This window comes from Bradyrhizobium sp. Kon10, from assembly GCF_055807395.1.
Genome location: NZ_JBVVOZ010000028.1, coordinates 52,306 through 75,549, shown reverse-complemented (window position 1 = coordinate 75,549; position 23,244 = coordinate 52,306). Strand labels below are relative to the sequence as shown.

22 protein-coding genes are annotated in these 23,244 nt (G+C 63.1%); 16 read left to right on the top strand and 6 right to left on the bottom strand.

Annotated elements, in window-relative coordinates:
• The first annotated feature begins 98 nt into the window (after positions 1 to 98).
• Genes AC0L2O_RS28710 through AC0L2O_RS28690 form a run of 5 tightly spaced genes read left to right on the top strand, consistent with a single transcriptional unit; the run spans position 99 to position 5,571 of the window.
• Positions 99 to 1,703: an ABC transporter substrate-binding protein gene (locus AC0L2O_RS28710; RefSeq protein WP_369724861.1), complete on the top strand. Its 1,605-nt coding sequence runs from the start codon at positions 99 to 101 to the stop codon at positions 1,701 to 1,703.
• Between the two features lie 17 nt (positions 1,704 to 1,720).
• Complete coding sequence (locus AC0L2O_RS28705; protein ID WP_473372091.1) at positions 1,721 to 2,662, top strand: ABC transporter permease; 942 nt, start codon at positions 1,721 to 1,723, stop codon at positions 2,660 to 2,662.
• Positions 2,659 to 3,582 (top strand): ABC transporter permease, encoded by a 924-nt coding sequence (locus AC0L2O_RS28700; RefSeq protein WP_473372090.1) that lies wholly within the window; start codon positions 2,659 to 2,661, stop codon positions 3,580 to 3,582. The genes AC0L2O_RS28705 and AC0L2O_RS28700 overlap by 4 nt, the downstream gene beginning before the upstream one ends.
• A 19-nt stretch (positions 3,583 to 3,601) precedes the next feature.
• Complete coding sequence (locus AC0L2O_RS28695; protein WP_473372089.1) at positions 3,602 to 4,591, top strand: ABC transporter ATP-binding protein; 990 nt, start codon at positions 3,602 to 3,604, stop codon at positions 4,589 to 4,591.
• Positions 4,588 to 5,571, top strand: coding sequence for an ABC transporter ATP-binding protein (locus AC0L2O_RS28690; protein WP_473372088.1), 984 nt, complete (start codon positions 4,588 to 4,590; stop codon positions 5,569 to 5,571). Before AC0L2O_RS28695 ends, AC0L2O_RS28690 begins: the two co-directional genes overlap by 4 nt.
• Here AC0L2O_RS28690 and AC0L2O_RS28685 read toward each other — a convergent pair.
• A complete protein-coding gene (locus AC0L2O_RS28685) occupies positions 5,568 to 6,365 on the bottom strand; it encodes a helix-turn-helix domain-containing protein (RefSeq protein ID WP_473372087.1) in 798 nt (265 codons plus the stop codon). The two genes, AC0L2O_RS28690 and AC0L2O_RS28685, sit on opposite strands and share 4 nt — an antisense overlap.
• Here AC0L2O_RS28685 and AC0L2O_RS28680 point away from each other — a divergent pair.
• The 4 genes from AC0L2O_RS28680 (at position 6,354) to AC0L2O_RS28665 (ending at position 11,336) form a co-directional block, all read left to right on the top strand.
• Positions 6,354 to 6,629: a hypothetical protein gene (locus AC0L2O_RS28680; protein ID WP_473372086.1), complete on the top strand. Its 276-nt coding sequence runs from the start codon at positions 6,354 to 6,356 to the stop codon at positions 6,627 to 6,629. The genes AC0L2O_RS28685 and AC0L2O_RS28680 overlap by 12 nt on opposite strands.
• 412 nt (positions 6,630 to 7,041) lie before the next feature.
• The gene (locus tag AC0L2O_RS28675; protein WP_473372085.1) at positions 7,042 to 8,031 is read left to right on the top strand and encodes a formylglycine-generating enzyme family protein; all 990 of its coding nucleotides are present in this window, start codon (positions 7,042 to 7,044) and stop codon (positions 8,029 to 8,031) included.
• A gap of 247 nt (positions 8,032 to 8,278) precedes the next feature.
• Positions 8,279 to 9,478, top strand: a complete 1,200-nt coding sequence (locus tag AC0L2O_RS28670) for an ABC transporter substrate-binding protein (protein ID WP_473372084.1) — start codon at positions 8,279 to 8,281, stop codon at positions 9,476 to 9,478.
• Positions 9,479 to 9,533: 55 nt separating this feature from the next.
• A complete protein-coding gene (locus AC0L2O_RS28665) occupies positions 9,534 to 11,336 on the top strand; it encodes an AMP-binding protein (protein ID WP_473372083.1) in 1,803 nt (600 codons plus the stop codon).
• A 31-nt stretch (positions 11,337 to 11,367) separates the two neighbouring features.
• Here AC0L2O_RS28665 and AC0L2O_RS28660 read toward each other — a convergent pair whose 3' ends face one another.
• Entirely contained in the window at positions 11,368 to 11,880 is a 513-nt protein-coding gene (locus AC0L2O_RS28660) for a winged helix-turn-helix transcriptional regulator (protein WP_369724848.1), read from the bottom strand.
• Between the two features lie 241 nt (positions 11,881 to 12,121).
• Between AC0L2O_RS28660 and AC0L2O_RS28655 the strand changes: the two genes are divergently transcribed.
• Positions 12,122 to 12,754 (top strand): DsbA family protein, encoded by a 633-nt coding sequence (locus tag AC0L2O_RS28655; RefSeq protein WP_473372082.1) that lies wholly within the window; start codon positions 12,122 to 12,124, stop codon positions 12,752 to 12,754.
• A gap of 84 nt (positions 12,755 to 12,838) precedes the next feature.
• Positions 12,839 to 14,038, top strand: a complete 1,200-nt coding sequence (locus AC0L2O_RS28650; RefSeq protein WP_473372081.1) for a CaiB/BaiF CoA transferase family protein — start codon at positions 12,839 to 12,841, stop codon at positions 14,036 to 14,038.
• A 24-nt stretch (positions 14,039 to 14,062) separates the two neighbouring features.
• Here the strand turns inward: AC0L2O_RS28650 and AC0L2O_RS28645 are convergent, their stop codons facing one another.
• Positions 14,063 to 14,740, bottom strand: coding sequence for a glutathione S-transferase family protein (locus AC0L2O_RS28645; protein WP_369724843.1), 678 nt, complete (start codon positions 14,738 to 14,740; stop codon positions 14,063 to 14,065).
• Between the two features lies 1 nt (position 14,741).
• Positions 14,742 to 15,485 carry an SDR family NAD(P)-dependent oxidoreductase gene (locus AC0L2O_RS28640; protein ID WP_473372080.1) on the bottom strand — a complete coding sequence of 248 codons (744 nt, stop codon included), beginning with the start codon at positions 15,483 to 15,485 and terminating at the stop codon, positions 14,742 to 14,744.
• Positions 15,486 to 15,707: 222 nt separating this feature from the next.
• Between AC0L2O_RS28640 and AC0L2O_RS28635 the strand changes: the two genes are divergently transcribed.
• From AC0L2O_RS28635 to AC0L2O_RS28615, 5 genes are read left to right on the top strand one after another with little or no spacing between them, the layout of a single operon-like run.
• Entirely contained in the window at positions 15,708 to 16,445 is a 738-nt protein-coding gene (locus AC0L2O_RS28635; RefSeq protein WP_473372079.1) for an SDR family oxidoreductase, read from the top strand.
• A 10-nt stretch (positions 16,446 to 16,455) separates the two neighbouring features.
• Complete coding sequence (locus AC0L2O_RS28630) at positions 16,456 to 17,637, top strand: acyl-CoA dehydrogenase family protein (RefSeq protein ID WP_473372078.1); 1,182 nt, start codon at positions 16,456 to 16,458, stop codon at positions 17,635 to 17,637.
• A gap of 23 nt (positions 17,638 to 17,660) precedes the next feature.
• Positions 17,661 to 18,791, top strand: a complete 1,131-nt coding sequence (locus tag AC0L2O_RS28625) for an acyl-CoA dehydrogenase family protein (RefSeq protein WP_473372077.1) — start codon at positions 17,661 to 17,663, stop codon at positions 18,789 to 18,791.
• 14 nt (positions 18,792 to 18,805) lie between these two features.
• The gene (locus AC0L2O_RS28620) at positions 18,806 to 19,993 is read left to right on the top strand and encodes an acetyl-CoA C-acyltransferase (protein ID WP_473372076.1); all 1,188 of its coding nucleotides are present in this window, start codon (positions 18,806 to 18,808) and stop codon (positions 19,991 to 19,993) included.
• 21 nt (positions 19,994 to 20,014) lie between these two features.
• Positions 20,015 to 21,025: an NAD(P)H-dependent flavin oxidoreductase gene (locus AC0L2O_RS28615; RefSeq protein WP_473372075.1), complete on the top strand. Its 1,011-nt coding sequence runs from the start codon at positions 20,015 to 20,017 to the stop codon at positions 21,023 to 21,025.
• Positions 21,026 to 21,037: 12 nt separating this feature from the next.
• On the opposite strand, the gene AC0L2O_RS28610 is transcribed toward AC0L2O_RS28615, so the two are convergent.
• Complete coding sequence (locus AC0L2O_RS28610; RefSeq protein ID WP_473372074.1) at positions 21,038 to 21,664, bottom strand: FMN-dependent NADH-azoreductase; 627 nt, start codon at positions 21,662 to 21,664, stop codon at positions 21,038 to 21,040.
• Positions 21,665 to 21,667: 3 nt separating this feature from the next.
• Positions 21,668 to 23,242 (bottom strand): isochorismatase family protein, encoded by a 1,575-nt coding sequence (locus tag AC0L2O_RS28605; RefSeq protein WP_473372073.1) that lies wholly within the window; start codon positions 23,240 to 23,242, stop codon positions 21,668 to 21,670.
• Positions 23,243 to 23,244 lie beyond the last annotated feature (2 nt).

The window sequence follows — 23,244 nt, the reverse complement described above, 5'->3', positions numbered from 1 at the left end:
GCGCGGTTACTGGCATACCATTTGCACGCTAATGGGTTCTGTTTCACCTGCCCTTGGCCAATCAGCGGCCGGCATCACGGCATTACCGGGAGAATTTCATGGATCGCAGGACCGTATTGAAGGGACTGGCTGGCGCGGGCGGTCTGGCACTGTCCGGCGGCCTCTCGGCGCCTGCGATCGCGCAAGGCGCCTCCGCCCGCACGCTGCGCTTCGTGCCGCAGGCAAACCTTGCAAATTTCGACCCGATCTGGGGCACGCAATATGTCGTGCGCAATGCGGCCGCGCTGGTCTGGGATACGCTTTACGGCATCGATTCCTCGCTGCAGCCGCAGCGCCAGATGGTCGAATCCGAGGAAGTGACGGATGACGGCACGACCTGGACGTTCAAGCTGCGGCCGGGGCTCAAATTCCATGACGGCGAACCGGTGCTCAGCAAGGACGTCGTCGCGAGCCTGACGCGCTGGGCGGCGCGTGACCCGATGGGCCTGATGATCAAGGCGCTGCAGCAGGAGCTCACCGCCGTCGACGACCGCACCTTCAAATGGGTCCTCAAGCAGCCCTTCCCCAAGATGCTGTATGCGCTGGCCAAGAACAACTCGCCGTGCGGGTTCATCATGCCGGAGCGCATCGCGCAGACCGATCCGTTCAAGCAGATCACCGACTATGTCGGCTCCGGGCCGATGAAGTTCGCCAAGGGCGAATGGGTGCCCGGCGCAAAAGCCGTGTTCGAGAAATTCGCCGACTACGTACCGCGGCAGGAGAAGGCGTCCTGGCTCGCCGGCGGCAAACAGATCCTGATCGACCGCATCGAATGGATCGTGATGCCGGATCCGGCGACGGCAGCCGCTGCCTTGCAAAACGGCGAGGTCGACTGGTGGGAGAGCCCGATCGCCGACCTCGTTCCGGTCCTGAAGAAGAACAAGAACATCAGCGTCGATATCGGCGATCCCCTGGGCAATATCGGCTCGTTCCGCATGAACTTCCTGTACCCGCCGTTCAACGACGTGCGGGCCCGGCGTGCGGTGCTGATGGCGATGAGCCAGGAAGATTACATGCGCGCGATCGTCGGCGACGACACCGCGCTGTGGAAGCCGCTGCCGGGCTATTTCACGCCGGATACGCCGCTCTACAGCGAAGCCGGCGGCGAAATCCTCAAGGGCAAGCGCGATCTCGATGCCGCCAAGAAGCTGCTTGCCGAGAGCGGCTATTCCGGCCAGCCGGTGACGTGTCTGGTCGCACAGGACCAGCCGATCACAAAGGCGCAAGGCGACGTCACCGCAGACCTCCTGAAGCAGCTCGGCATGAATGTCGACTTTGTCGCGACCGATTGGGGCACCGTCGGCTCGCGTCGTGCGGCGAAGACGCCGCCGGGACAGGGTGGCTGGAACATGTTCCACACCTGGCACGCCGGCGCGGACTGCATCAACCCCGCGCCCTACACAGCCATTCGCGCCAACGGCGACAAGGCCTGGTTCGGCTGGCCGACGAGCGCTGGCACGGAAAAGGAGGTCACGTCCTGGTTCGAGGCCAAGAACCTCGACGAGGAGAAGGCTGCCATCGGCCGTCTCAACAAGGCTGCGCTCGATGACGTCGTCTATGCGCCGACCGGCTTTTTCCTGAGCTACACGGCGTGGCGCAAGAACGTCTCCGGCATCACGAAGGGGCCGCTGCCGTTCTTCTGGGGCGTGTCGAAATCCGCATGATCGTGCGTTGAGGCCAGATGCTCTCTTACATCCTCCGTCGCATCGTCGCGACCTTGCCGGTGATGGCAATCGTCGCGCTGTTCGTGTTCAGCCTGCTTTACATCGCGCCGGGTGATCCCGCGGTGGTGATTGCGGGCGACCAGGCAAGCCCGGAGGATGTGGAGCGTATCCGCCAGAGCCTCGGCCTTGATCGACCGTTCCTGGTCCAGTTCGGAAGCTGGGTCTGGCGCATCCTCCACGGCGATCTCGGCACCTCGATCTTCACCAATCTGCCGGTCTCGACGATGATCGGCCAGCGTCTCGGACCGACGTTGTCGCTGATGATGGTCACGCTCCTGCTCACGATCGTGGTCGCGGTGCCGCTCGGGGTGGTGGCGGCGTGGAAGGCCGGCAGCCTGATCGACCGCGCCATCATGGGCTTTGCCGTGTTCGGCTTCTCGCTGCCCGTTTTCGTGGTCGGCTACATGCTTGCCTACATCTTCGCGCTGGAGCTCGAATGGCTTCCCGTGCAGGGCTACACGCCGCTGACGGAAGGCTTCTGGCCCTGGCTGCAGAACCTGATCCTGCCGGCGGTTGCGCTTGGCTGCGTCTACATCGCGCTGATCGCGCGCATCACCCGCGCCACCATGCTTGAAGTGCTTCAGCAGGACTATATCCGGACCGCTCGCGCCAAGGGCCTGGGGCAGGGCGGCATCCTCTTCATTCACGCGCTGAAGAACGCGGCGGTGCCGATCGTGACGGTGATCGGGATCGGCATCGCGCTCCTGATCGGCGGTGCGGTCGTGACAGAAAGCGTGTTTGCGATTCCCGGCCTCGGCCGGCTCACGATCGATGCGATCCTGCGCCGCGACTATCCCGTCATCCAGGGCATCGTGCTGTTGTTCAGCTTCGTCTATGTCCTCGTCAATCTGATGATCGACGTCACCTATACACTTGTCGACCCGAGGATCCGCTATTGACCGACACGACCGTCGATCCGCAAACGCTTCCTCCCGGCTTCGTCGTCGCACCGCAACTGCCGGATATCCTTCGGCCTGTCGTGATCCGGCGCGGCATCGTTGGCCTGATGCGCGGCCATCCGACGGTCGCGATCGGTGGCGCGCTGTTGCTGGCTCTGGTCCTGATCGCGGTCTTCGCGCCCTATCTCGGCACGGTTGATCCGACCGCGCTCGCCCCCGCCAAACGCACGCGGGCGCCGTCGGGCGCTTTCTGGTTCGGCTCCGACGTGCTCGGCCGCGACATCTATTCCCGCGTGCTCTTCGGTGCGCGGGTCTCACTCACGGTCGGCCTCTCCGTTGCGATATTTGCGTCCGCGGCGGGCCTCGCCATCGGCATCGTCTCCGGCTTCATCCGCTGGGCCGACGGCATCCTGATGCGCTTCATGGACGGGTTGATGTCGATCCCGCCGATCCTGCTGGCGATTGCGCTGATGGCGCTCACGCGCGGCAGTGTCGGCAACGTCATTCTGGCGATCACGGTTGCCGAGATCCCGCGGGTTTCCCGTCTGGTCCGGAGTGTGGTGCTGTCGCTGCGCGAGCAGCCCTATGTGGATGCTGCGGTGGCCTGCGGCACGCGCACGCCGATGATCATCCTGCGCCACATCCTGCCGAACACGCTCGCGCCCATGCTGATCCAGGCGACCTATATCTGTGCCAGTGCCATGATCACCGAAGCTATCCTGTCCTTCATCGGCGCCGGCACGCCGCCCACGATTCCGTCCTGGGGCAATATCATGGCCGAGGGCCGGGCGCTGTGGCAGGTCAAGCCCTACATCGTGTTCTTTCCGGCGGCCTTCCTCTCCGTCACCGTGCTTGCCGTGAATTTGCTCGGCGACGGCCTTCGCGATGCGCTCGATCCGCGCATGGCCAAGAGCCTTTGATGTCCCGGAGCTGATCGCGATGGCACTGCTCGAAGTCGAGAACCTCCAGACCCACTTCCGTACCCCCAGCGGCATCAACCGCGCAGTGGACGGCGTGTCCTTTCACGTCAACGAAGGTGAGACGCTGGCGATCGTCGGCGAGTCCGGCTGCGGAAAATCGGTGACCTCGATGTCGCTGATGCGGTTGATCCCGGAGCCGCCCGGTCGAATCGCAGGCGCTATCCGCTTCGCCGGGAGGGATTTGCTTCAGCTGTCGGATCGCGAGATGCGCGCCATTCGCGGCAACGATATCTCCATGATCTTCCAGGAACCGATGACGAGCCTCAATCCGGTGCTGACCGTCGGGCGCCAGATCCGCGAGACGCTGATGATCCATCAGGGCCTGGACAAGCAGGCCGCCGAGGCGCACGCGGTCGAGATGCTCACACTGGTCGGCATTCCCGAGCCGAAGCGGCGCGTGCGCGAATATCCGCACCAGTTGTCCGGCGGCATGCGCCAGCGCGTGATGATCGCGATTGCGCTGGCCTGCAACCCCAAGCTTCTGATCGCGGACGAGCCGACCACGGCGCTCGACGTGACCATCCAGGCGCAGATCCTGAAGCTGATGTTGGGCCTGAAGAGCCGGGTCGGGGCGGCGATCATCCTGATCACGCACGATCTCGGTGTCGTCGCCGAGATCGCCGAGCGCGTGATGGTGATGTATGCCGGCCGCAAGGTCGAGGAGGCGCCCGTCGCCGAACTGTTCCGTTCGCCGCGTCATCCTTATACGCAAGGCCTGCTCGGCGCCGTGCCGAGGCTCGGCTCCTCCCTGACCGGAACGGCAAGGCGGCTGGCCGAGATTCCCGGGCAGGTGCCCGATCTCAGGAAGCCCGTCATCGGCTGCGTCTTCGCCGGTCGCTGTGCGCTCGCAACCGACCTCTGCCGTCAGTACGCGCCCGGGCTCGAGGAGAAGGGGCCGCGCCACGTCGCTGCCTGTCATTACGCCGCGAAGGGAGCCGTTGCGGCATGAGTGCTCCGCTGCTCCAGGTCAACGACCTCAAGAAGCATTTTCCGGTCAATAGAGGTCTGTTCGGACGCAAGTCCGAATGGGTCTATGCGGTCGACGGCGTGTCGTTCGAGATCGCGCGCGGCGAGACGCTGTCGCTGGTCGGCGAGTCCGGTTGCGGCAAGTCGACGGTCGGTCGCGCCATTTTGCGCCTGTTCGATATCACCGCGGGGCAGGTCATCCTCGACGGTCAGCGCATCGACGACGCCGCGCCAAGCACGATGCGCCAGATGCGACGCCGCGTGCAGGTCGTGTTCCAGGACCCGTTCTCGAGCCTCAATCCGCGCATGCGCGTGCGCGACATTCTCGCCGAGCCGATCCGGAATTTCCGCCTTGCCAAATCCGCGGAAGATCTCGAGCTGCGCGTCACCACGTTGATGGACACCGTGCGCCTGCCGCGCGAGGCGCTGAACCGCAGGCCGCACGAATTCTCCGGCGGTCAGCGCCAACGCATCGGCATTGCCCGCGCGCTCGCCGCCGAGCCCGAGCTGATCGTCTGCGACGAGGCGGTCTCCGCGCTCGACGTCTCGGTCAAGGCGCAGGTCATCAACCTGCTGCAGGATCTTCAGCAAAAGTTCGGCCTGGCGCTGCTGTTCATCAGCCATGATCTCGCGATCGTCGAGCACATGACCCATCGTGTCGCGGTGATGTATCTCGGCAAGATCGTCGAAGTGGCGCCACGCCGGGAGATCTTTGCCGCGCCAAAGCATCCCTACACCAAGGCGCTGATGTCAGCGGTCCCGCTGCCCGAACCCGGCGCCCAGCGCAATCCCATCATCCTCGGTGGCGACGTGCCAAGCCCGATCAATCCACCGAGCGGATGCCGCTTCCACACCCGCTGTCCCTTCGTGTTCGATCGTTGCCGGACCGAGGAGCCGCAACTTCGTTCGACCGAAGGCAATCAATGGGTGGCCTGCCATCTCGACGCGCTGCCGCAGGGCTAGACCGTCGAACCGTCATTGCCAATGGCAAATCCCAATGTTTGGGACGGACGCTCCCCGAACATCGCGGCATAATACTGCGCGAAACGTCCGAGCTCGTAGAAGCCCTGCTGCATCGCCTGCGCGGCCACGGTCGTCGAGCCTGGAGGGCTGTCCCGCAGGATGGAGTGGACCGTGCAAAGGCGCTTGTGCCGCAGGAAAGTGACCGGGCCGAGTCCGAACACCTCCTGGAAGGCGCGATGCAAGGTGCGCCGCGAGACGCCCAGCGCGGCGCAGATTTCGGAAACATGCACCGGGCGTGTGCCGGCATCGTCCAGATAGTCCTCGACCCGGCGGATGAGCCGCCTCGCGGAGGGAAGCCAGCCGGTGCCGTCGGGCGGCTGGGACGACATGACGTTGGCAGCCACGCATTCGACGATGGATCGCTTCCAGAAATCGGCGGTGGACGGCGTCAGGCCGTCCTTGTGGGTGCGCAGATGCGACATGATCCGCACCAGGCGGCGCGAGGCCGCTGACCCGGTGGTGGGATCTGCCCGGAAATGGCCCCGACTGCGCCACGTGTCGGGATCACTCAGCCGCGCTTCGCCGCCGAATAGCGACGTGACCTCATCGAGATCGAAGCGGATGGCCGCGTAAGCGGATGCACCGTGAAAGACGCCGTCATGCTCGAGCCGCGGAGGAATCACGAGAACGTCGTTGAGTTGCATGTCGAACGACCAATGGGCCACGCGCTGCTCGGCGGCCAGCAGCATTCCGATGATCAGCTTGTCGTCGCGGGAGGTGCGTTGCGTGCGCATGCCAACGTTGAAGGCGCCGATGCTAAGGGAGAAATCACCGATGCCGACATGGGACAAACTCCCGCGCAACCGCCCACGCCCAATCTGCATGACGTCGACATGGGAGCCATGGACGGCCTCGTGAAGTCCCTCGAAACCGTCAAGCTTCCGCGAATCAACCAGAAGAAATTGCCCCATCGTTTCAGCTTGCTACCAAAGCGCGACAATTCTGCGGCAGCCCGCGGCGAAATACCACCACAACGCGAGGCGGGTGCATCAACCTGAGCTCGCGTTACGAAGCAAAACATCGCCGAACGTAACGCAAGTCACCTGCGTAGATGGTGCTCCGCACTGAGATTGGCGACATGGCGCATCAGGTCTCGCCCGGCGTTCCGGCGTGCTGGCACAAATTGCACATCACAGGCGTCCGGATCTCGGATACCGTTTGCAACCTGCGCGATAGAGTTGCTCGTGCATCCGCGGATGCCGGAGTGGATGTGGCATTCGCCGCGCACTCGATAAATTGCGCGCGAAAGGGAGGGAGATGTTGAGGCCGTGGCGGTCTTCATCGTCCGTCTCAAGCGCCAAAAGAGGGGACAAGACAATGTGTCGAGCGCCCAGATTAATCTGCCGCAGGCGACCGCTGCTGAACTCTATGCCGTAGCAACGGATGGAATGCGCGTATCGGAGTTCCACCATGCTGCGGGCGAACCCGGATCACTGCGAGTGGTTGCCGGATGACGCGAACACCGGCGAGATGGTCTTTGTTTCCGGTGGGACCTTCCTGATGGGATCCGATCACCATTACCCCGAGGAGGCGCCGAGCCATCGCGTCTCCGTCGACGGCTTCTGGGTCGATCGGACCCCTGTGACCAACCGCCAGTTCGAGGAATTTGTGGAGGCGACCGGCCATGTCACCGAGGCGCAGATCGTGCCCGATCCCGAGAACTATCCCGGTGCGATGAAGGAGATGGTTTACGCCGGCTCGCTGGTGTTCTCGCCGTTGCCGCGGATTACGGATCTTGCGGACTGGAGCCAGTGGTGGAGCTTCTTGCGCGGCGCCGATTGGCGTCATCCCTATGGTCCCGGCAGCAACATCAAGGGCCTCGCCGATCATCCCGTCGCGCACGTTTCCTTCAGCGATGCCGCAGCCTACGCGCGGTGGGCCGGCAAAGATCTGCCGACGGAAGCGGAATGGGAATTCGCTTCGCGCGGCGGCCTCGATGGCGAGGAGTTCGCCTGGGGCGACGCGCTGATGCCGGGCGGCAAGCACATGGCCAACATCTGGCAGGGCAACTTCCCTGTCCAGAACCTCGGCGAGGATGGGTTCGAGCGTACCTCGCCGGTCATGGCCTTCCCGCCGAACGGCTACGGCCTCTACGACATGATCGGCAATGTCTGGGAGTGGACCTCTGACTGGTGGTCGGCGCGGCATCAGGCCGATGCCGCGAAGCCGTGCTGCATCCCGAAAAATCCTCGTGGCGGGCGCGAGGATACGAGTTACGATTCCTGCCTGCCTGCCATCCTCATTCCACGCAAGGTCTTGAAGGGCGGCTCGCATCTCTGCGCACCGAACTATTGCCGCCGTTATCGTCCGGCCGCGCGCCATGCCGAGGCGATTGACACATCGACCAGTCATATCGGGTTCCGTTGCGTTATGCGCGGACTCCAAGGCCGCGATAGCTAGTTCGAAATAAGAATTGATAAAGCGTGCTCAACTGCACGCAAAAGCGCCTGTGGTCCCGCGCCACGAAAGCCGTCAATTAACCTAATAACTTATGTTTGTGAGCTGCCGCGCATCGCGCAGGTCAGCCGCACCAAGCCGGACACAGGGTCATCTAACCGCTTGACGAGTTCAAAAAAAGAACTGTAGTCTGCACCGATAAGATGGCCGACGGCAACGAACGGCCAGCGCACGTTTGGGAGGACGAGCAATGTTGGGCAGATGGACGATCGTTGCGGCTCTCGCTCTATGTTTGAGCGGACGGGTATTCGCCGCCGAAGAGCCGGGAATCTCTGCCACCGAGATCAAGATCGGCGGAGTGTTTCCTTTCAGCGGACCGGCGTCATCCATCGGTCTCGTCGGCAAGGGGCTCATGGCCTACATTCAGGCCTTGAACGAGCGGGGCGGCGTCAACGGACGCAAGATCAACTACATCGCCTATGACGACGGATATAGTCCTCCCAAAGCGGTCGAGCAGGTCCGCAAGCTGGTTGAAGGCGACGAAGTGTCGTTCATGTTCGGCCAGCTCGGCACTCCCGGCATTTCGGCCACTGCAAAATACCTGAAAGCCAAGGGGGTACCAAGTGTCGCGATCGTCAGTGGCTCGTCCAAGTTCACGGACGTCGCCAATTATCCGCTGATCACCACGGGTCTTGTCAGCTACGACACCGAAGGAAAAATCTACGCCAAATACCTGACCAAGACGCTGCCGAACGCTAAATACGCCATCCTCTATCAGAACGACGATCTCGGCAGAGACTACGTCGGTGCGTTCAAGGCGTTTCTCGGCAAGGATTTCGACCGGAAGGTCGTCAGCGCTTCCTATGAGGTCACCGACCCGACGATTGACTCGCAGATTACCAATCTGAAGAGCTCGGGTGCCGAGGCATTGGTCATCGCCGGGACGCCGAAGTTCGCCGCCCAAGCCATCCGGCAAGCGTCGGTGATCGGCTGGAAGGCGACCGTGATCATCAATTTCCCCTCCGCCTCGGTCGGAGGCACGCTCGCACCGGCCGGCCTCGACAAATCGGTCGGCGTGATGGTCGGGACGATCAACAAGGATATCCTGGATGACACCTGGAAAGACGACCCGGGCATGCAGGCCTACCGGGCGTTTTTCGACAAGTATCTCGCGGGCGCCGACATCACCAACGGCAGCTATCTGACCGGCTATCAGCAAGGCATCCTGCTCGAGCAGATTCTCAGGCAATGCGGCGATGATCTGTCGCGGAAGAATATTCTTGGGCAGGCGAAGAACCTGAAAGATATCGTTGTTCCGACTGCGCTGCCCGGGATCAAGGTCAATACCAGCGAGACCGAGAACATGATCTGGACGCAGATGCGGCTGCAGCGCTGGACCGGCACGACGTGGCAAGCCTTCGGAGAAGTCCTGGATGCCAGGTCCGAGTGACCTCGCCTTGCGCGCCCGCTCTGTCCGCCCGCGGTAACTCAGGAGATCGTTCTCGATGTCGACGAAGCCACTGACGTTTGCGCCAAGGGAGCTCGCCGTCGAGCGTCGGACCGACGGCACGCTCATATTGAGGTCGCCGCTTGAATTGGGGCCGTGCGACTGGCGCATCACGGACTTTCTTCCGCACTGGGCAAGTGCAGCTCCAGAGCGAATATTTCTCGCGCAACGCAATGCCAAAGGCCGATGGGACGAGATCACCTATCGCGAGGCATGGTTGCAGGTGCAGGCGGTCGGCCAAAGCCTGATCGATATGGGCGCGAAGCCGGCCGACAGGCTGGCGGTGCTTTCGGGGAATTCCATCGAGAACGCGGTGATCTCCTTTGCGGCGATGTCGATGGGAGTGATCCTGGCGCCGATATCGCCGAACTACACGCTGATGCCCGGCGGCCTTGCGCGTCTCAAGGACATCGCGCAGGTGCTGCGGCCGAACTTCGTTTTCGTTCAGAGTGGACGCGACTTTTCCGCGGCCCGCTCCATTCCCGAATTGGCGGACTCGGTCTGGATCAGCGTCGACGGTGCGCCGGACACGACGCCCTTCCGCGTCCTGACGGATCGAGCCGAATGCGACGCGTTCGCGCAAGCATCGGGTGCCGTCCCTAGCGACGCCGTTGCGAAAATTCTCTTCACGTCCGGCTCGACCGGCCTGCCAAAGGGCGTGCTGAACACGCACCGCATGATGGCAAGCTCTCTGCAAATGGGAAGCCTGCTGGTGTCGCCTCCCGAGGCGCCGGTCCAGGTCGAATGGCTGCCGTGGCACCATACGATGGGCAGCAACGTCATTCTCCATGGCATTCTCAAGAACGGCGGGACGCTCTACATCGACGATGGCCGGCCGCTGCCTCAGCTTTTCCAGAAGTCGGTGGCGAACCTCAGCGAGATCTCGCCGACGGCGATGTTCAACGTGCCTGCCGGTTATAACCTCTTGTGTGATGCCATCGAGAACGACCTCGCGCTCGGCGCGAGCATCTTCAAGCGGCTGGATCGATTGAGCTACGCGGGGGCCGCAATTTCGCAGGGCACGCTAGAAAGACTCTATCGGCTGACGTCATCGATCACAGGCCGTCAGATTCCAGTCATGTCGGGCTATGGGACGACCGAGACGGCGCCGACAATCAGCACGACACATTGGGCAACGGACCGGCCCGGCGAGATTGGTCTTCCGGCGCCGGGCGTGCAGCTGAAGCTGATCCCCGTTTCCGATGCGTATGAGGCCAGGGTCAAGGGCCCCAATGTCACTCCCGGTTATCTCGGAAGACCCGATCTCACGGAGAAGGCGTTCGACGAGGAGGGGTTCTACCGCATTGGCGATACCGTGTCGTTTCTCGATGCCGGGAAGCCGGAGCTCGGGCTTCGTTTCACCGGCAGAATTTCCGAGAACTTCAAGCTCGCGAACGGCACCTGGGTTGCGATCGGCAATATGCGGGCCGCCATCCTGGCTGCAACCCGCGGCGTATTGCTGGACATTGTGATTGCGGGAGAAAACCGTGAAGCCTGCGCGCTGCTCGGTTGGCTCAATCCGACCGAGGCGGCGCGGATTTCAAAGAGTCCTGCCGCGGATTTGACCTGCGATCCCCATGTCATCGAATTCCTGAGAAATCGTTTGCGGGAATACAACGACATCGTTGGCAGCAGCGAAAAGATTTGCTCGCTCTACCTGCTGAAGGATCCGCCCTCATTGGCCGCAGGAGAAATCACCGACAAGGCCTATGTCAATCAGCGTGCTGTGCTGAAACATCGGGCTGAGCAGGCGGAACGCCTCTACTGCAACGAAGGCGGCGCGGATGTGGTTCGGGTGTGAGGACGCGTTCAGTTGGCGATGACAAAGGGCGTCAAGCGGCACTGCGGCGTGACTTGGCTTTGGGCTTGTCAGGCGTCTTGATCGGCAGGGGGCCTCTCGCACCGGGGCCGGGGTGGGTATGAACCTCCCTGGCCGAGAGCGGTTCGCCGCATTCGGAGCAGACCATGACCGGGTCGAAGTCCTTTCCGCAGTTGCGGTGCTGGTGCAGCAGCGGCCGGCCGCGCTCGTCGACCATGTGCGTGTCGCCCCAATGCACCAGCGCCATCATGATCGGATAGAGATCGAGGCCCTTCTGCGTCAGGATATATTCGTGACGTTTGGGCGCTTCCTGGTAGGGAATGCGGCGCAGGATGCCCAGCCGCACCAGCTTCTTTAGCCGTTCAGCAAGCAGATGGCGGGTAATTCCGAGCGCCGACTGGAATCCTTCGAAGCGCCGCGTACGCAGAAAGCATTCGCGCAGGATCAGAAGGGTCCAGCGGTCGCCGATCACGCCGATGGTCCGGGCCATCGAACACGGCTCTTCCTCGAGTTCCTTCCACTTCATCCGTAGTCTCCAGTCGTCCCGGCATGGCCGGCTCGAATCGTCGCTAAGGCCGTCGCCCTCTCTTTGCATTCTAGATAGGTACTGAAGTCCAAACAATACCCCCCGACAGGCGTCTGAGCAGCACAAAGCCGGTGAAGTTTGACAGTTCATTTTTAGAACTGTAAAGATAAGGTCGATCAAAGCCTGCGATTGGATCGACGGTCCCTGGACCATCCAATGCGCCCTGCGGGAGAGAGCGGTCATGATGCCCAAGGTTGAATTCCAGTTCGATTTCGGCAGTCCGAACGCCTATCTGGCGGAGGTCGCCATTCCCGGGATCGAGCGGCGGACCGGCGTGAAGTTCGAGTACGTTCCGGTCCTGCTGGGCGGGATCTACAAGGCGACGGGAAACATGTCGCCGTTCGACTCGCTACGCGGAATCAAGAACAAGCCGGAATATCTGGCGCTCGAGACCCAGCGGTTTATCCGGCGCCACAATATCACGACATTCCGCCAGAACTCCTTCTTTCCGGTCAACACATTGATGCTGATGCGCGGCGCCGTCGCGGCCCAGTTCGAGGGCGTGTTCGAACCCTATTTCCGCGCCGCCTATCATCATATGTGGGAAGAGCCCAAGAAGATGGACGATCCCGAAGTATTCCGGAGCGCATTTGCTTCCTCGGGGATCGAGATCGACAGGCTGGTCGCACGCGCGCAGCAGGATGACGTCAAGAAGAAGTTGATCGACCTGACCAATGATGCGGTCGCCCGCGGTGCGTTCGGGTCGCCGACGTTCTTCGTCGGCAAAGAGATGTTTTTCGGCAAGGATCAACTCCGGGACGTCGAGGAATCCATTGTCGAACAGACCCGGCAGCCCGTGTGCAAAACCGGTTAGTTCCGGGCGTGCCGCGACGAGGGCCGCGCGGCACGCTAGGGTTAGCCTCGGTCCGTCGGCAGAAAAAAATCCAGGGAGAGTGCAATGGCTGGTCCGCTTAGCGGCGTTCGTGTCCTTGATCTGACCGGCGTTGTGTCGGGGCCGTTTGCGACAATGTTTCTCGCAGATCAGGGCGCCGACGTGCTCAAGATCGAGCCGATCGGCGGCGATATCACCCGTCGCAGCCGTGCCACCATCGATAGGGATGGCGAGTTTTCCGCGCTGTTCATCTCTTCAAACCGCGGCAAGCGTTCGCTCTCGATCGACGTCAAGAGCACGGCCGGGCGCGAGGTGCTGGCCAAGCTGGTCGCGCAAGCCGATGTCCTGGTGCAGAACTTCCGGCCCGGCACCATGGAGCGCCTCTGGCTCGGCGTCGAAGAGCTGCGCCGGCGCCACCCGCGCCTGATCTACGTCTCGATCAGCGGCGTCGGCGAGACCGGACCGTATGTGAAGAAGCGCGTCTACGATCCGATCATTCAAGGCCTCTCGGGCTTTGCCGATATCCAGTCGCAGCCGGTCACCAACCGGCCGCAGATGATCCGCACCATCGTCTGCGACAAGACGACAGCCGTGTTCACGGCACAGGCGGTGGCGGCGGCGCTTTATGCGCGCGAGAAGACCGGGCAGGGGGATCATATCCAGGTCGCGATGCTGGATGCGATGATTTCCTATCTGTGGCCGGAAGGCATGATGCAGTACACTGTAGTCGGAGCCGATGCTAGCGCCCCCGATCCCAATGATCGCCCGGATCTCGTGTTCAAGACCAGTGACGGCTACATCACGGCCGGCACCATCTCCGATTCCGAATGGCAGGGATTTTGTCGCGCATCCGGCGACCCCGAGCTCGCCAAGGATGCCCGGTTTGCGACCCCATCGGCGCGTTCGGTCAACGCCACGGCGCGCATCAACAAGATGGCCGAGTATATCAGCCAGCACACCACCGCCGAATGGCTGGAGCGGCTGGACGCTGCGGATGTCCCTTGCGCGCCGATCTTGCGGCGCGGCGAAATCATCCACAATGAACAGGTGGTGGCGCGCGGGATCATCGCGGAATTCGATCAGCCAAAGGTCGGCCGGGTGCGGCAGCCGAAGCCCGCAGCCCGCTTCGAGGTCAACGAGGCCGCGATCGGCGGACCGGCACCTCGCGTCGGCGAGCACTCGCGCGAGGTGCTGCGTGAACTGGGCTACGATGATGACGCGATCGACAGCATGGTCGCGGCGCGCACGTTGCGTGTGGCGTTGTAAGCCGGCGCGCGCCGCGGCCCGCTCTCAAGCCTGGGCAGGCATCGGTGTGATCGGTGCTCGCGGCACATTCGCCGCAGCCGCGCGCTGATAAGCCTCCCGGGTTCGCATGCGCTCCAGGTAAGGCTGCGCATTGTCGCAAATGCCGACACCGTAGGCGACGGCCCAGTCCAGGCACGTCGTCAGCAGGATATCGGCGCTGCTGAAGCGGTCGCCCATGAGGAACTGTCGGCCGTCGGCCAGCGCGACCTCGACATGGCGCAACTGCGCCCGAAAATATTCGGCGGCTTGAGCCACGACCTCCGGCGCAACGCCGTAAATCGGGCCGAGCGCATCGGCGCTGTGGCGGCGCATCACGTACAGGCTGGTGGAGTCGAGTTCGGTGACGACAAAGAAGCACCATTCCAGCCAGGCGGCATAATCGCGGGTGGCTTCCGGAATCAGTGCACGCTCCGGCGTGGAGTACATGCGCGACAAATATGCGACGATCGCGGCACTTTCGCCGATGCAGAAGTCGCCGTCCTGCAGCAGCGGAACCTTCTGGCGCGGATTAAGCCTGGTATATTCGGGCGTCTTGGTCTCGCCGGTCCGCGGGCCGATCGGTTTGGTTGTGTAGGCCAGGCCAAGCTCGTGCATCGCCCAGTGAGGTCGAATGGTGCGGCTTGTCCCAACGCCCCATAGGGTGAGGTCTGGATTGTCGCTCATGTCACCACTTCTCCGCAGCAGGACGAAGATCGAGTTCGTGGGTCCAGCCATCGCGGCTTTGCTGATGGGCAAACCAATACGCTTCGGCAATCGAGGAGGTTTTGGTCAGGCTGTCGGGAGGGATCTCGCCGGCCTCGATCCCCTTGGCCGCCTTCATGCGTTGATGAATCGCTTCGCTATCGACGCCGGCATCGATGATGAGGTGGACGACGTGAATGTTCTTCGGCCCGAGCTCGCGTGCCATGGCCTGGGCCAGCGCGCGCAACCCGAATTTTGCCGACGAGAACGCGGCAAACCCCTTGCTGCCGCGGATGCTTGCGGTCGCTCCGGTAAAAAAGATGGTGCCGCGTCCGCGCGACAGCATGACGCGCGCAGCTTCGCGTCCGACCAGGAAGCCCGCGTAGCACGCCAGCTCCCAGGCCTTGAAGAAGAGCTTCTCAGTGGTCTCCAGCAGGGGCTTGTTGACGTTCGATCCCGCATTGAACAGGCAGATCTCAATCGGCCCGATGTCGCGTTCGACGTCCGCGAACAGCTTCTGGACCTCTGCTTCCTGGCGGGCATCGACGCTGAAGGCGTGGATACCCTGGCCTTTCGCCCTGAGCTCATCGACAAGCCCCTGGGACTTGGCCGCATCGCGCCTGCAGACGCAAACAGTGTAGCCCTCGCTGGCAAACCGCCGCGCAACGGCAGCGCCGATGGCATCGCCCGCGCCCACCAGCATCGCGACTCCGCGATTTTCTCCCATGCTCGTTCTCCCATAAGTTCTTATTTGATACGTATAGCTATCGGCTGAAAGCCGCGTTGTAAACGGAGTTCTGAAGAATCATGGAATGCGGCAGCGTCGCTGTCATTTCCCGATCCAGCCATGGACAGAAAATAGCGATTGACGAGTTCTAAAAAAGAACGCATGTTTTCGAGCGAGGGCGCAACGTTGGAAAAGCGCCGATGTTCTTCCGGGAGAAGACCCTTGAAAAAAAGAAATGCAACCGTCGCCGTGATCGGGGCGGGCGATTTCATCGGCGGCGAGATAGCGAAGAAATTTGCCTCCGAGGGCTTCACCGTCTTCGCCGGCCGCCGCAACGGTGACAAGCTGGCGCCGCTGGTGAAGGAGATCGAGGCCGCCGGCGGCGAGATACAGGCACGCTCGCTCGACGCCCGCAAGGAGGAGGAGATCATCTCGTTCCTGAATGATGCCGACAAGCACGCGCCGTTGGATGTCTGCATCTTCAACATTGGCGCCAACGTCAACTTCCCGATCCTCGATACGACCGAGCGCGTTTTCCGCAAGGTCTGGGAGATGGCCTGCTACTCCGGCTTTCTCGCCGGGCGCGAGGCAGCCCGGCTGATGCTGCCGCGCGGCCAAGGCAACATCTTCTTCACAGGTGCGACAGCTTCCTTACGCGGTGGCAGCGGCTATGCCGCTTTTGCCAGCGCCAAATTCGGACTTCGCGCTGTGGCGCAGGCGATGGCGCGAGAACTGGGACCGAAAAACATCCATGTCGCTCATCTCGTCATCGACTCGGGTGTCGACACCGAATGGGTTCGGCAGCTGCGCCTAAAAACGCTGGGCCCCAATGCGCTCGACGATCCGGATCTGCTAATGCCGCCGTCCTCGGTCGCGGCGTCATACTGGCAGCTTTATCAGCAGCCGAAAAGCGCTTGGACCTCTGAGATGGAAATCCGTCCCTTCGGTGAGAAGTGGTAGGACACGCAAGATGGAACTCGCACTGTCTCCCGAAGACGCGGCCTTTCGTGATGAGGTGCGCGCGTTCATTGCCGAAAACTATCCGAAGGAAATGCGGGTCCCCAATCCGGAGACCGACCTGACCAAAGAGCAATCGCTGCTCTGGCACCGCATCCTCTACAAGAAGGGCTGGATCGCGCCGCTCTGGCCCAAGGAATATGGTGGCCCCGGCTGGTCGATCACCCGGCGTTTCATCTTCGAGCAGGAAACCAGCCGCGCCGGGACGCTGCCGCCGTTGGCGTTCGGCGTGACCATGGTTGGTCCAGTCATCTACACCTTCGGCAATGACGCGCAAAAGCAAAAGTTCTTGCCGCGGATCCTGTCGGGAGAAGATTGGTGGTGCCAGGGCTATTCCGAACCGGGCTCGGGCTCGGACCTCGCCACCGTCCGTACCAAGGCCGTACGCAATGGCGACCATTACATCGTCAACGGCCACAAGACCTGGACAACCTTGGCGCAGCACGCCGACTGGATCTTCTGCCTGGTGCGCACCGATCCGAGCGCAAAGCCTCAGGCCGGAATCTCGTTCCTGTTGATCGACATGAAATCGCCCGGTGTCACCGTGCGTCCGATCATCACGATCGACGGATCGCACGAGGTCAACGACGTGTTCCTTGAGGGCGTACGCGTCCCCGTCGAAAATCTGATCGGCGAGGAGAACAAGGGCTGGAGCTACGCCAAATTCCTGCTCGGTAACGAGCGGGCCAGCCTGGCCGGGATCGGCCGGTCGACGCGTTATCTCAACCGGCTGAAGAAGATCGTGGACGCGGAGATCCCCGCGGATGATCCGGCGCATCTCGAACTTTGCAAGGAAATCGGGCGGATCGAGATCGACGTGCTTGCGCTCGAGGCCACCGAGCTGCGGGTTGTTGCGCAGATGGCACGTGGCGTTGATCCGGGTCCTGCGGCGTCGCTGTTCAAGATCCGCGGCACCGAGATCTTTCAGTGGATTACCGAGCTGACGCATCGTGCCGTCGGCAATTACGGACTGGCGATTCGCGAGCAGCCGCTGAGTTCTAATCAGTTTATGCCGGGCCCTGATTATGGCCACACCGCTTCGGAAAAGTACCTGAACACGCGCAAGATCAGCATCTACGGCGGATCGAACGAGATCCAGCGCAACATCATCGCCAAAGCGGTGCTCGGTCTCTAGCAACAGCGCAACAAGAGGATCGGATGGATATCCAGTTCACGGAAGAGCAGGAATTGTTGCGCTCCAGCGTGGAGCGCATGTTGCGTGACCAGTACAGTTTCGAAGCGCGCCGCAAGATCATCGCGAGCGAAGACGGCTGGAGCCGCAGGCAATGGGGAACCTTTGCGGAGCTCGGCCTGCTCGCCGCGCCGTTTTCAGAGGAGAGCGGCGGCATCGGTGGCGGTCCGCTCTCCACCATGATCGTTGCCCACGAGTTCGGGCGCTACCTTGTCGTGGAGCCGTACATCGAGACGATCGTGCTGGCCGGCGGCTTGATCGAGCACGCCGGCTCCCAAGAGCAGAAGCAGACCTTGATTCCCGATATCATTGCCGGACAGAAGATCTGGGCGCTGGCCTGGACCGAAAAAGCCTCGCGCTTCGACCTCGCCAATGTCGCGACCACGGCGCGGCGTAGCGGCCGCGATTACATACTCACTGGTGAGAAGACCGCCGTCATCGCGGCGCCCTGGGCGGACTATCTTATCGTCTCCGCCCGCACCAAGGGCAAGCGCGACGATCGCGCCGGCGTCAGCCTGTTCGTCGTCGATGCCCGGGCGGCGAATCTCGAATTGCGGAGCTTTAAGACCATCGACGGCCGCCGTGCCGCGGAGATCACTTTCCGCGATGTGCGCGGCGAGTTGCTCGGCAGCGAGGGCGAAGGCGTCGCCCTGCTGGAAGGCTGCCGCGACAGGGCCATCGGCGCGCTCTGCGCCGAGGCGGTCGGCGCGATGGCCGAATTGAACTCCGCGACGCTGGAATACTCCAAGGCCCGAAAGCAGTTCGGCGTCACCATCGGCAGCTTCCAGGTGTTGCAGCACCGGATGGTCGACATGTTCATCGCGCATCAGGAGGCGCTTTCCCTGATGCAGCATCTCAATCTCAGCCTCGGTGCCGGCGAGAGTGGTATCTCGCGCCTCGCCTCCGGCGCCAAGTCGAGGGTCGGCTATGCCGGCAAGTTCATCGCGGAGCAGGCGGTGCAGCTCCACGGCGGCATGGGCATGACCGACGAGTTGAACGTCGGTCACTACTTCAAGCGAATCTCCTCCATCAACATCCAGTTTGGCGACCCCGCCCACCACTTGCTGCGTTATGTGCAGCTCGACGCGGCTGCGTAACAAAAGAGGCAAGCATGACGACAGAGGCAGTTATCGTTTCCACCGCCCGCACCGGCGTCGGCAAGGCCTATCGCGGTGCGCTGAACAACACCGAGGGGCCGACCATCGCCGGCCATGTGATGGCGGAAGCGGTAAGGCGCGCGGGCATCGACCCCGGCGAGGTCGAGGACGTGGTGATGGGCTGCGCGATGCAGCAGGGCACGATGGTGATGAACGTCGCACGCAAGGGGGCGATTCGTGCCGGCCTCCCGGTCACCGTCGCCGGGACCACGATCGATCGGCAATGCGCCTCCGGCCTGCAGGCCATAGCGGTGGCGGCACGCTCGATCATGCTGGACGGCGTCGAGATCGCGATTGGCGGCGGCGTCGAATCGATCAGCCTGGTGCAGAACGAGCACATGAACAGATTCCATGCGGTCGACGACGAACTGACGGCGATGAAGCCGGAGATGTACATGTCGATGCTCGACACCGCCGAGATCGTGGCCGAGCGTTACAAGATCGGCCGCGACCGGCAGGACGAATACAGCCTCGAATGCCAGCGCCGTATCGGTGCCGCGGTGCAGGCCGGACGCTTCAATGACGAGATCGTCCCAATCACGACCAGGACGGCCGTCGTCAACAAGGACACCAAGGAGGTCACCTATCAAGAGGTGACGCTTTCGAAGGATGAAGGTCCGCGCCCCGAGACCACGGCGGAAGGGCTTGCGAAGATCAAGCCGGTGTTCGAAGGCAAGACCATCACGGCCGGCAATGCCAGCCAGCTCTCCGACGGCGCCTCAGCCTGCGTGCTCATGAGCGACAAGATCGCCGCCAAGAAAGGCCTGAAGCCGCTCGGCATCTTCCGTGGGTTCGTTGCGGCCGGAGTCGAACCGGACGAAATGGGCATCGGTCCGGTCGCTGCGATCCCGCGCCTGCTCAAGCGGCACGGCCTCAAGATCGATGACATCGATCTCTGGGAGCTGAACGAAGCCTATGCCGTCCAGGTGATCTACTGCCGCGACAAGCTCGGGATCGATCCGGACAAGCTGAACGTGAATGGTGGCTCGATCGCCATCGGCCATCCCTATGGTATGACGGGCAGCCGGCTTGCGGGGCATATCCTGATCGAGGGGCGGCGGCGCAAGGCGAAATACGGCGTGGTAACCATGTGCATCGGCGGCGGCATGGGCGCGGCAGGCCTGTTCGAAATCGTCAACTGATCGGAAAGCGGAGAAGCGCACGTGAAGACAGCAATCACTGAACTGTTCGGCATCCAGCATCCGATCATCCAGGGCGGCATGCACTATGTCGGCTTCGCCGAGCTGGCAGCCGCGGTGTCGAACGCCGGCGGCCTCGGCATCATCACCGGCCTCACCCAGCGGACGCCGGAGTTGCTGGCCAAGGAAATCGCGCGATGCCGCGACATGACCGACAAGCCGTTCGGCGTGAACCTGACGTTCCTGCCGAGCTTCACTGCGCCGCCCTATCCGGAGTATATCGCCGCCATCAAGGAAGGCGGCGTCAAGGCGGTGGAGACCGCCGGCCGCAGCCCCGAGCAGTACATGCCGGCGCTGAAGGCCGCCGGCATCAAGGTGATCCACAAATGCACCTCGGTGCGGCATTCGCTGAAAGCCGAAAAGATCGGTTGCGATGCCGTCAGTGTGGACGGCTTCGAATGCGGCGGCCATCCCGGCGAGGACGACGTTCCGAACATGATCCTGCTGCCGCGCGCGGCGGACGAACTGAAGATTCCGTTCGTCGCCTCCGGTGGCATGGCGGATGCGCGGAGCCTCGTTGCCGCTCTGTCGATGGGCGCCGCCGGCATGAACATGGGCACCCGCTTCATCGCGACAAAGGAGGCCCCCGTTCATGCGAACGTGAAGCGGGCTCTGGTCAAAGCCACCGAGCTCGACACGGTGCTGGTGATGCGTGCGCTGCGCAACACCGAGCGCGTGCTCAAGAACAAGGGCGTCGATCAGTTGCTCGAAGTCGAGCGCGAGAAGGGGGCCAGCCTCAAGATCGAGGATATCCACGAGCAGGTCGCGGGTGTCTACCCCAGGGTGATGGTCGACGGCGAGATGGACGCCGGCGCCTGGAGCTGCGGCATGGTGGTCGGGCTGATCCACGATATCCCGACGGTGAAGGAGCTGGTCGACCGCATCATGAGCGAAGCCGAGCAAATCATCCGGCAGCGGCTGACCGGATTCCTTGACGGCACTGTCGCAAGTCCGACCACGCGCGCCGTTGCTTGACGAGGAGCATCGTCAAAAACGTGCAGCGATGTCCCTGAGCCGTCGGTATGCCGTTTCGCGAGCGGCCAGGATCGGATCCGCCGGGCCGGTGGTCGGGCCGACCGGCACGAAGCGCACGTCGCTGACGCCGATGAAGCGGAGCGCCTCGCGCAAATAGGGCGTGGCCATGTCGATGCGGCCGCGATTCATGCCGGTGCCGAAATCGCTGCCGGACGCGAGGATGACGACGGTCGGCCGGTCCTTCAGCAGCGGAAGGTACCCCTGCGCCGGGTCGAACCGGAACGTCAGGCCGGGCTGGATGACGATGTCGAACCACTGCTTCAGCTTGTAGGGGATGCCGAAATTCCACATCGGCGCGGAAATGAGCACCCGATCGGCGAGCGAAAAGCGCAGCGCCATCCGTTCGGCCTCGGCAAAGCTGTCGCGTTGCGCGTCGTTGAAGGGCGTTGCAGTCATGCGCGCATATTTGGCCTCGACGATCGGGCCTGCGAACTCCGGCATCCGCTCTCGCCAAAGGTCCACCGCGTCGATATCCCAGTCCGGCCGCGCCTGGCGAAACCCCTCGAGAAACACCCGCGCGCCGGCGCTCGACTCGGAGTCGGCGCGCGGCGAGCAGGACAGGTGCAGCAGCTTTGCCACCATTCATCCCAGCGCTCTGATGACCGCGTCCGCGCGCGTCACGACGGCGACGTTCTGCATGGCAAAGTTGATCGAGGCAGATTGCCAATCGGCATTCATGGTCGAGCAGCAGTCCTCCGGCACGATCATGAAATAGCCCTTGTCGGCACCGGTACGCGCGGTGTGCTCGACCGACATGTTGGTCCAGGCGCCGGTGTTGATGATCATGTCGCGCCCGGTCGCCTTGAGGATCGTCTCGAGCCGGGTGCCCTCCCAGGCGCTCATCCGCATCTTCTCGACGACGAAATCGCCGGGCCGCGGTTCGAGACCCGAGGCCGGTGCCGCGCCCCAGCTGCCGCGGACCATCGCCTTGCTGTCGACGAGGCCCTCGAACAGCGGCGCGTTCAACGTCACGCCGGGGGCGCCGGGCTCGACCACGAACCAGACGTGGATGATGGTGACGCCGCGGGCGCGCGCAGCTTCCGCGAGCCGGCGCACATTCTCGACGACATGCTGTTGTTTCGCGTGTCCCGGCGCGCCCGAGTCGGCGAACGCACCGCCGTCCATGATCACGTCGTTCTGCAAATCCTGAATGATCATAGCGCAACGCCGCGGATCGAGCTGCATCTCGCCATCGGCGAGGATGGGCGCCGCGGCTGCTGGCCCGGCGCCTGCGCCGCCACCGCCACGCCTGGCGCTCATATAGGGCTCGTGGCGCGGTCCAGCCTTGGTCGGGATGGCATAGACCGAATGCGTCGAGGTCAGGTACAGCGTGCGAAAATCAGGTCCGCCCCAGGCGAGGTTGGCGACCAGCTCGGGCACGCGAACCTTGCCTAGCAGCTCGCCGCGCGGCGAATAGACCCAGACGCCGCCGGGCGCGGTGACCCAGACATTGCCGTGCTGGTCGCACTTCATGCCGTCGGGCAGGCCGGGCTCCAGCTCGGAACGGATGCCGCTGGCGAACACGCGCGCGTTCGACAGCGAGCCATCGCTGTTGACGTCGAACACGCGGATCAGCGCCTGCACGGTGTCGTTGACATAAAGCAGTCGCTCGTCGGGCGAGAAGCAGAGCCCGTTCGGCTGGTCGAACAGGTTGCGATCGACCACGAGCGTTGGCTCGCCGCCAGCGACGACGCGATAGACACCCTGGAAGCCGAGCTGCCGCGGCCGCTCGACGCCATAGACCGGCATGCGGCCGTACCACGGGTCCGAGAAATAGATCGCGCCCGAGGAGTGCACGCAGACGTCGTTCGGGCTGTTGAGCTCCTGACCCTGGAAGTGCGAGGCCAGCACCTCGCGCCGGCCGTCCGGCCGCTCGCGGATCAGCGACGAGGTCGCGTGCTCGCAGACGATCAGATTGAGCTCGGCGTCGTAAGTCATGCCGTTGCATTTGTTCGACGGGCGCCTGACCTCGACCACGCCGCGCCGGGCGTCCCAGCGCCGTCGCACGTCGCCCGGCATGTCCGAGAACAGCAGATATTGATCGATCGGGTGCCAGATCGGTCCTTCCGTGAAGTCGAAGCCGGTGCCGACCTGCGCCACCGGCGCATAGGGATCAATCAAAGCGTCGAATTCGGAGCGCAGGGTGACGTGGGTCATCG

Coding starts and splice junctions, on each gene's coding strand:
- AC0L2O_RS28670 (WP_473372084.1), top strand. CDS start 8,279: ATGTTGGGCAGATGGACGATCGTTGCGGCTCTCGCTCTATGTTTGAGC.
- AC0L2O_RS28655 (WP_473372082.1), top strand. CDS start 12,122: ATGATGCCCAAGGTTGAATTCCAGTTCGATTTCGGCAGTCCGAACGCC.
- AC0L2O_RS28625 (WP_473372077.1), top strand. CDS start 17,661: ATGGATATCCAGTTCACGGAAGAGCAGGAATTGTTGCGCTCCAGCGTG.
- AC0L2O_RS28705 (WP_473372091.1), top strand. CDS start 1,721: ATGCTCTCTTACATCCTCCGTCGCATCGTCGCGACCTTGCCGGTGATG.
- AC0L2O_RS28690 (WP_473372088.1), top strand. CDS start 4,588: ATGAGTGCTCCGCTGCTCCAGGTCAACGACCTCAAGAAGCATTTTCCG.
- AC0L2O_RS28650 (WP_473372081.1), top strand. CDS start 12,839: ATGGCTGGTCCGCTTAGCGGCGTTCGTGTCCTTGATCTGACCGGCGTT.
- AC0L2O_RS28620 (WP_473372076.1), top strand. CDS start 18,806: ATGACGACAGAGGCAGTTATCGTTTCCACCGCCCGCACCGGCGTCGGC.
- AC0L2O_RS28645 (WP_369724843.1), bottom strand. CDS start 14,740: ATGAGCGACAATCCAGACCTCACCCTATGGGGCGTTGGGACAAGCCGC.
- AC0L2O_RS28710 (WP_369724861.1), top strand. CDS start 99: ATGGATCGCAGGACCGTATTGAAGGGACTGGCTGGCGCGGGCGGTCTG.
- AC0L2O_RS28605 (WP_473372073.1), bottom strand. CDS start 23,242: ATGACCCACGTCACCCTGCGCTCCGAATTCGACGCTTTGATTGATCCC.
- AC0L2O_RS28640 (WP_473372080.1), bottom strand. CDS start 15,485: ATGGGAGAAAATCGCGGAGTCGCGATGCTGGTGGGCGCGGGCGATGCC.
- AC0L2O_RS28630 (WP_473372078.1), top strand. CDS start 16,456: ATGGAACTCGCACTGTCTCCCGAAGACGCGGCCTTTCGTGATGAGGTG.
- AC0L2O_RS28685 (WP_473372087.1), bottom strand. CDS start 6,365: ATGCGCACGCAACGCACCTCCCGCGACGACAAGCTGATCATCGGAATG.
- AC0L2O_RS28675 (WP_473372085.1), top strand. CDS start 7,042: ATGCTGCGGGCGAACCCGGATCACTGCGAGTGGTTGCCGGATGACGCG.
- AC0L2O_RS28660 (WP_369724848.1), bottom strand. CDS start 11,880: ATGAAGTGGAAGGAACTCGAGGAAGAGCCGTGTTCGATGGCCCGGACC.
- AC0L2O_RS28665 (WP_473372083.1), top strand. CDS start 9,534: ATGTCGACGAAGCCACTGACGTTTGCGCCAAGGGAGCTCGCCGTCGAG.
- AC0L2O_RS28695 (WP_473372089.1), top strand. CDS start 3,602: ATGGCACTGCTCGAAGTCGAGAACCTCCAGACCCACTTCCGTACCCCC.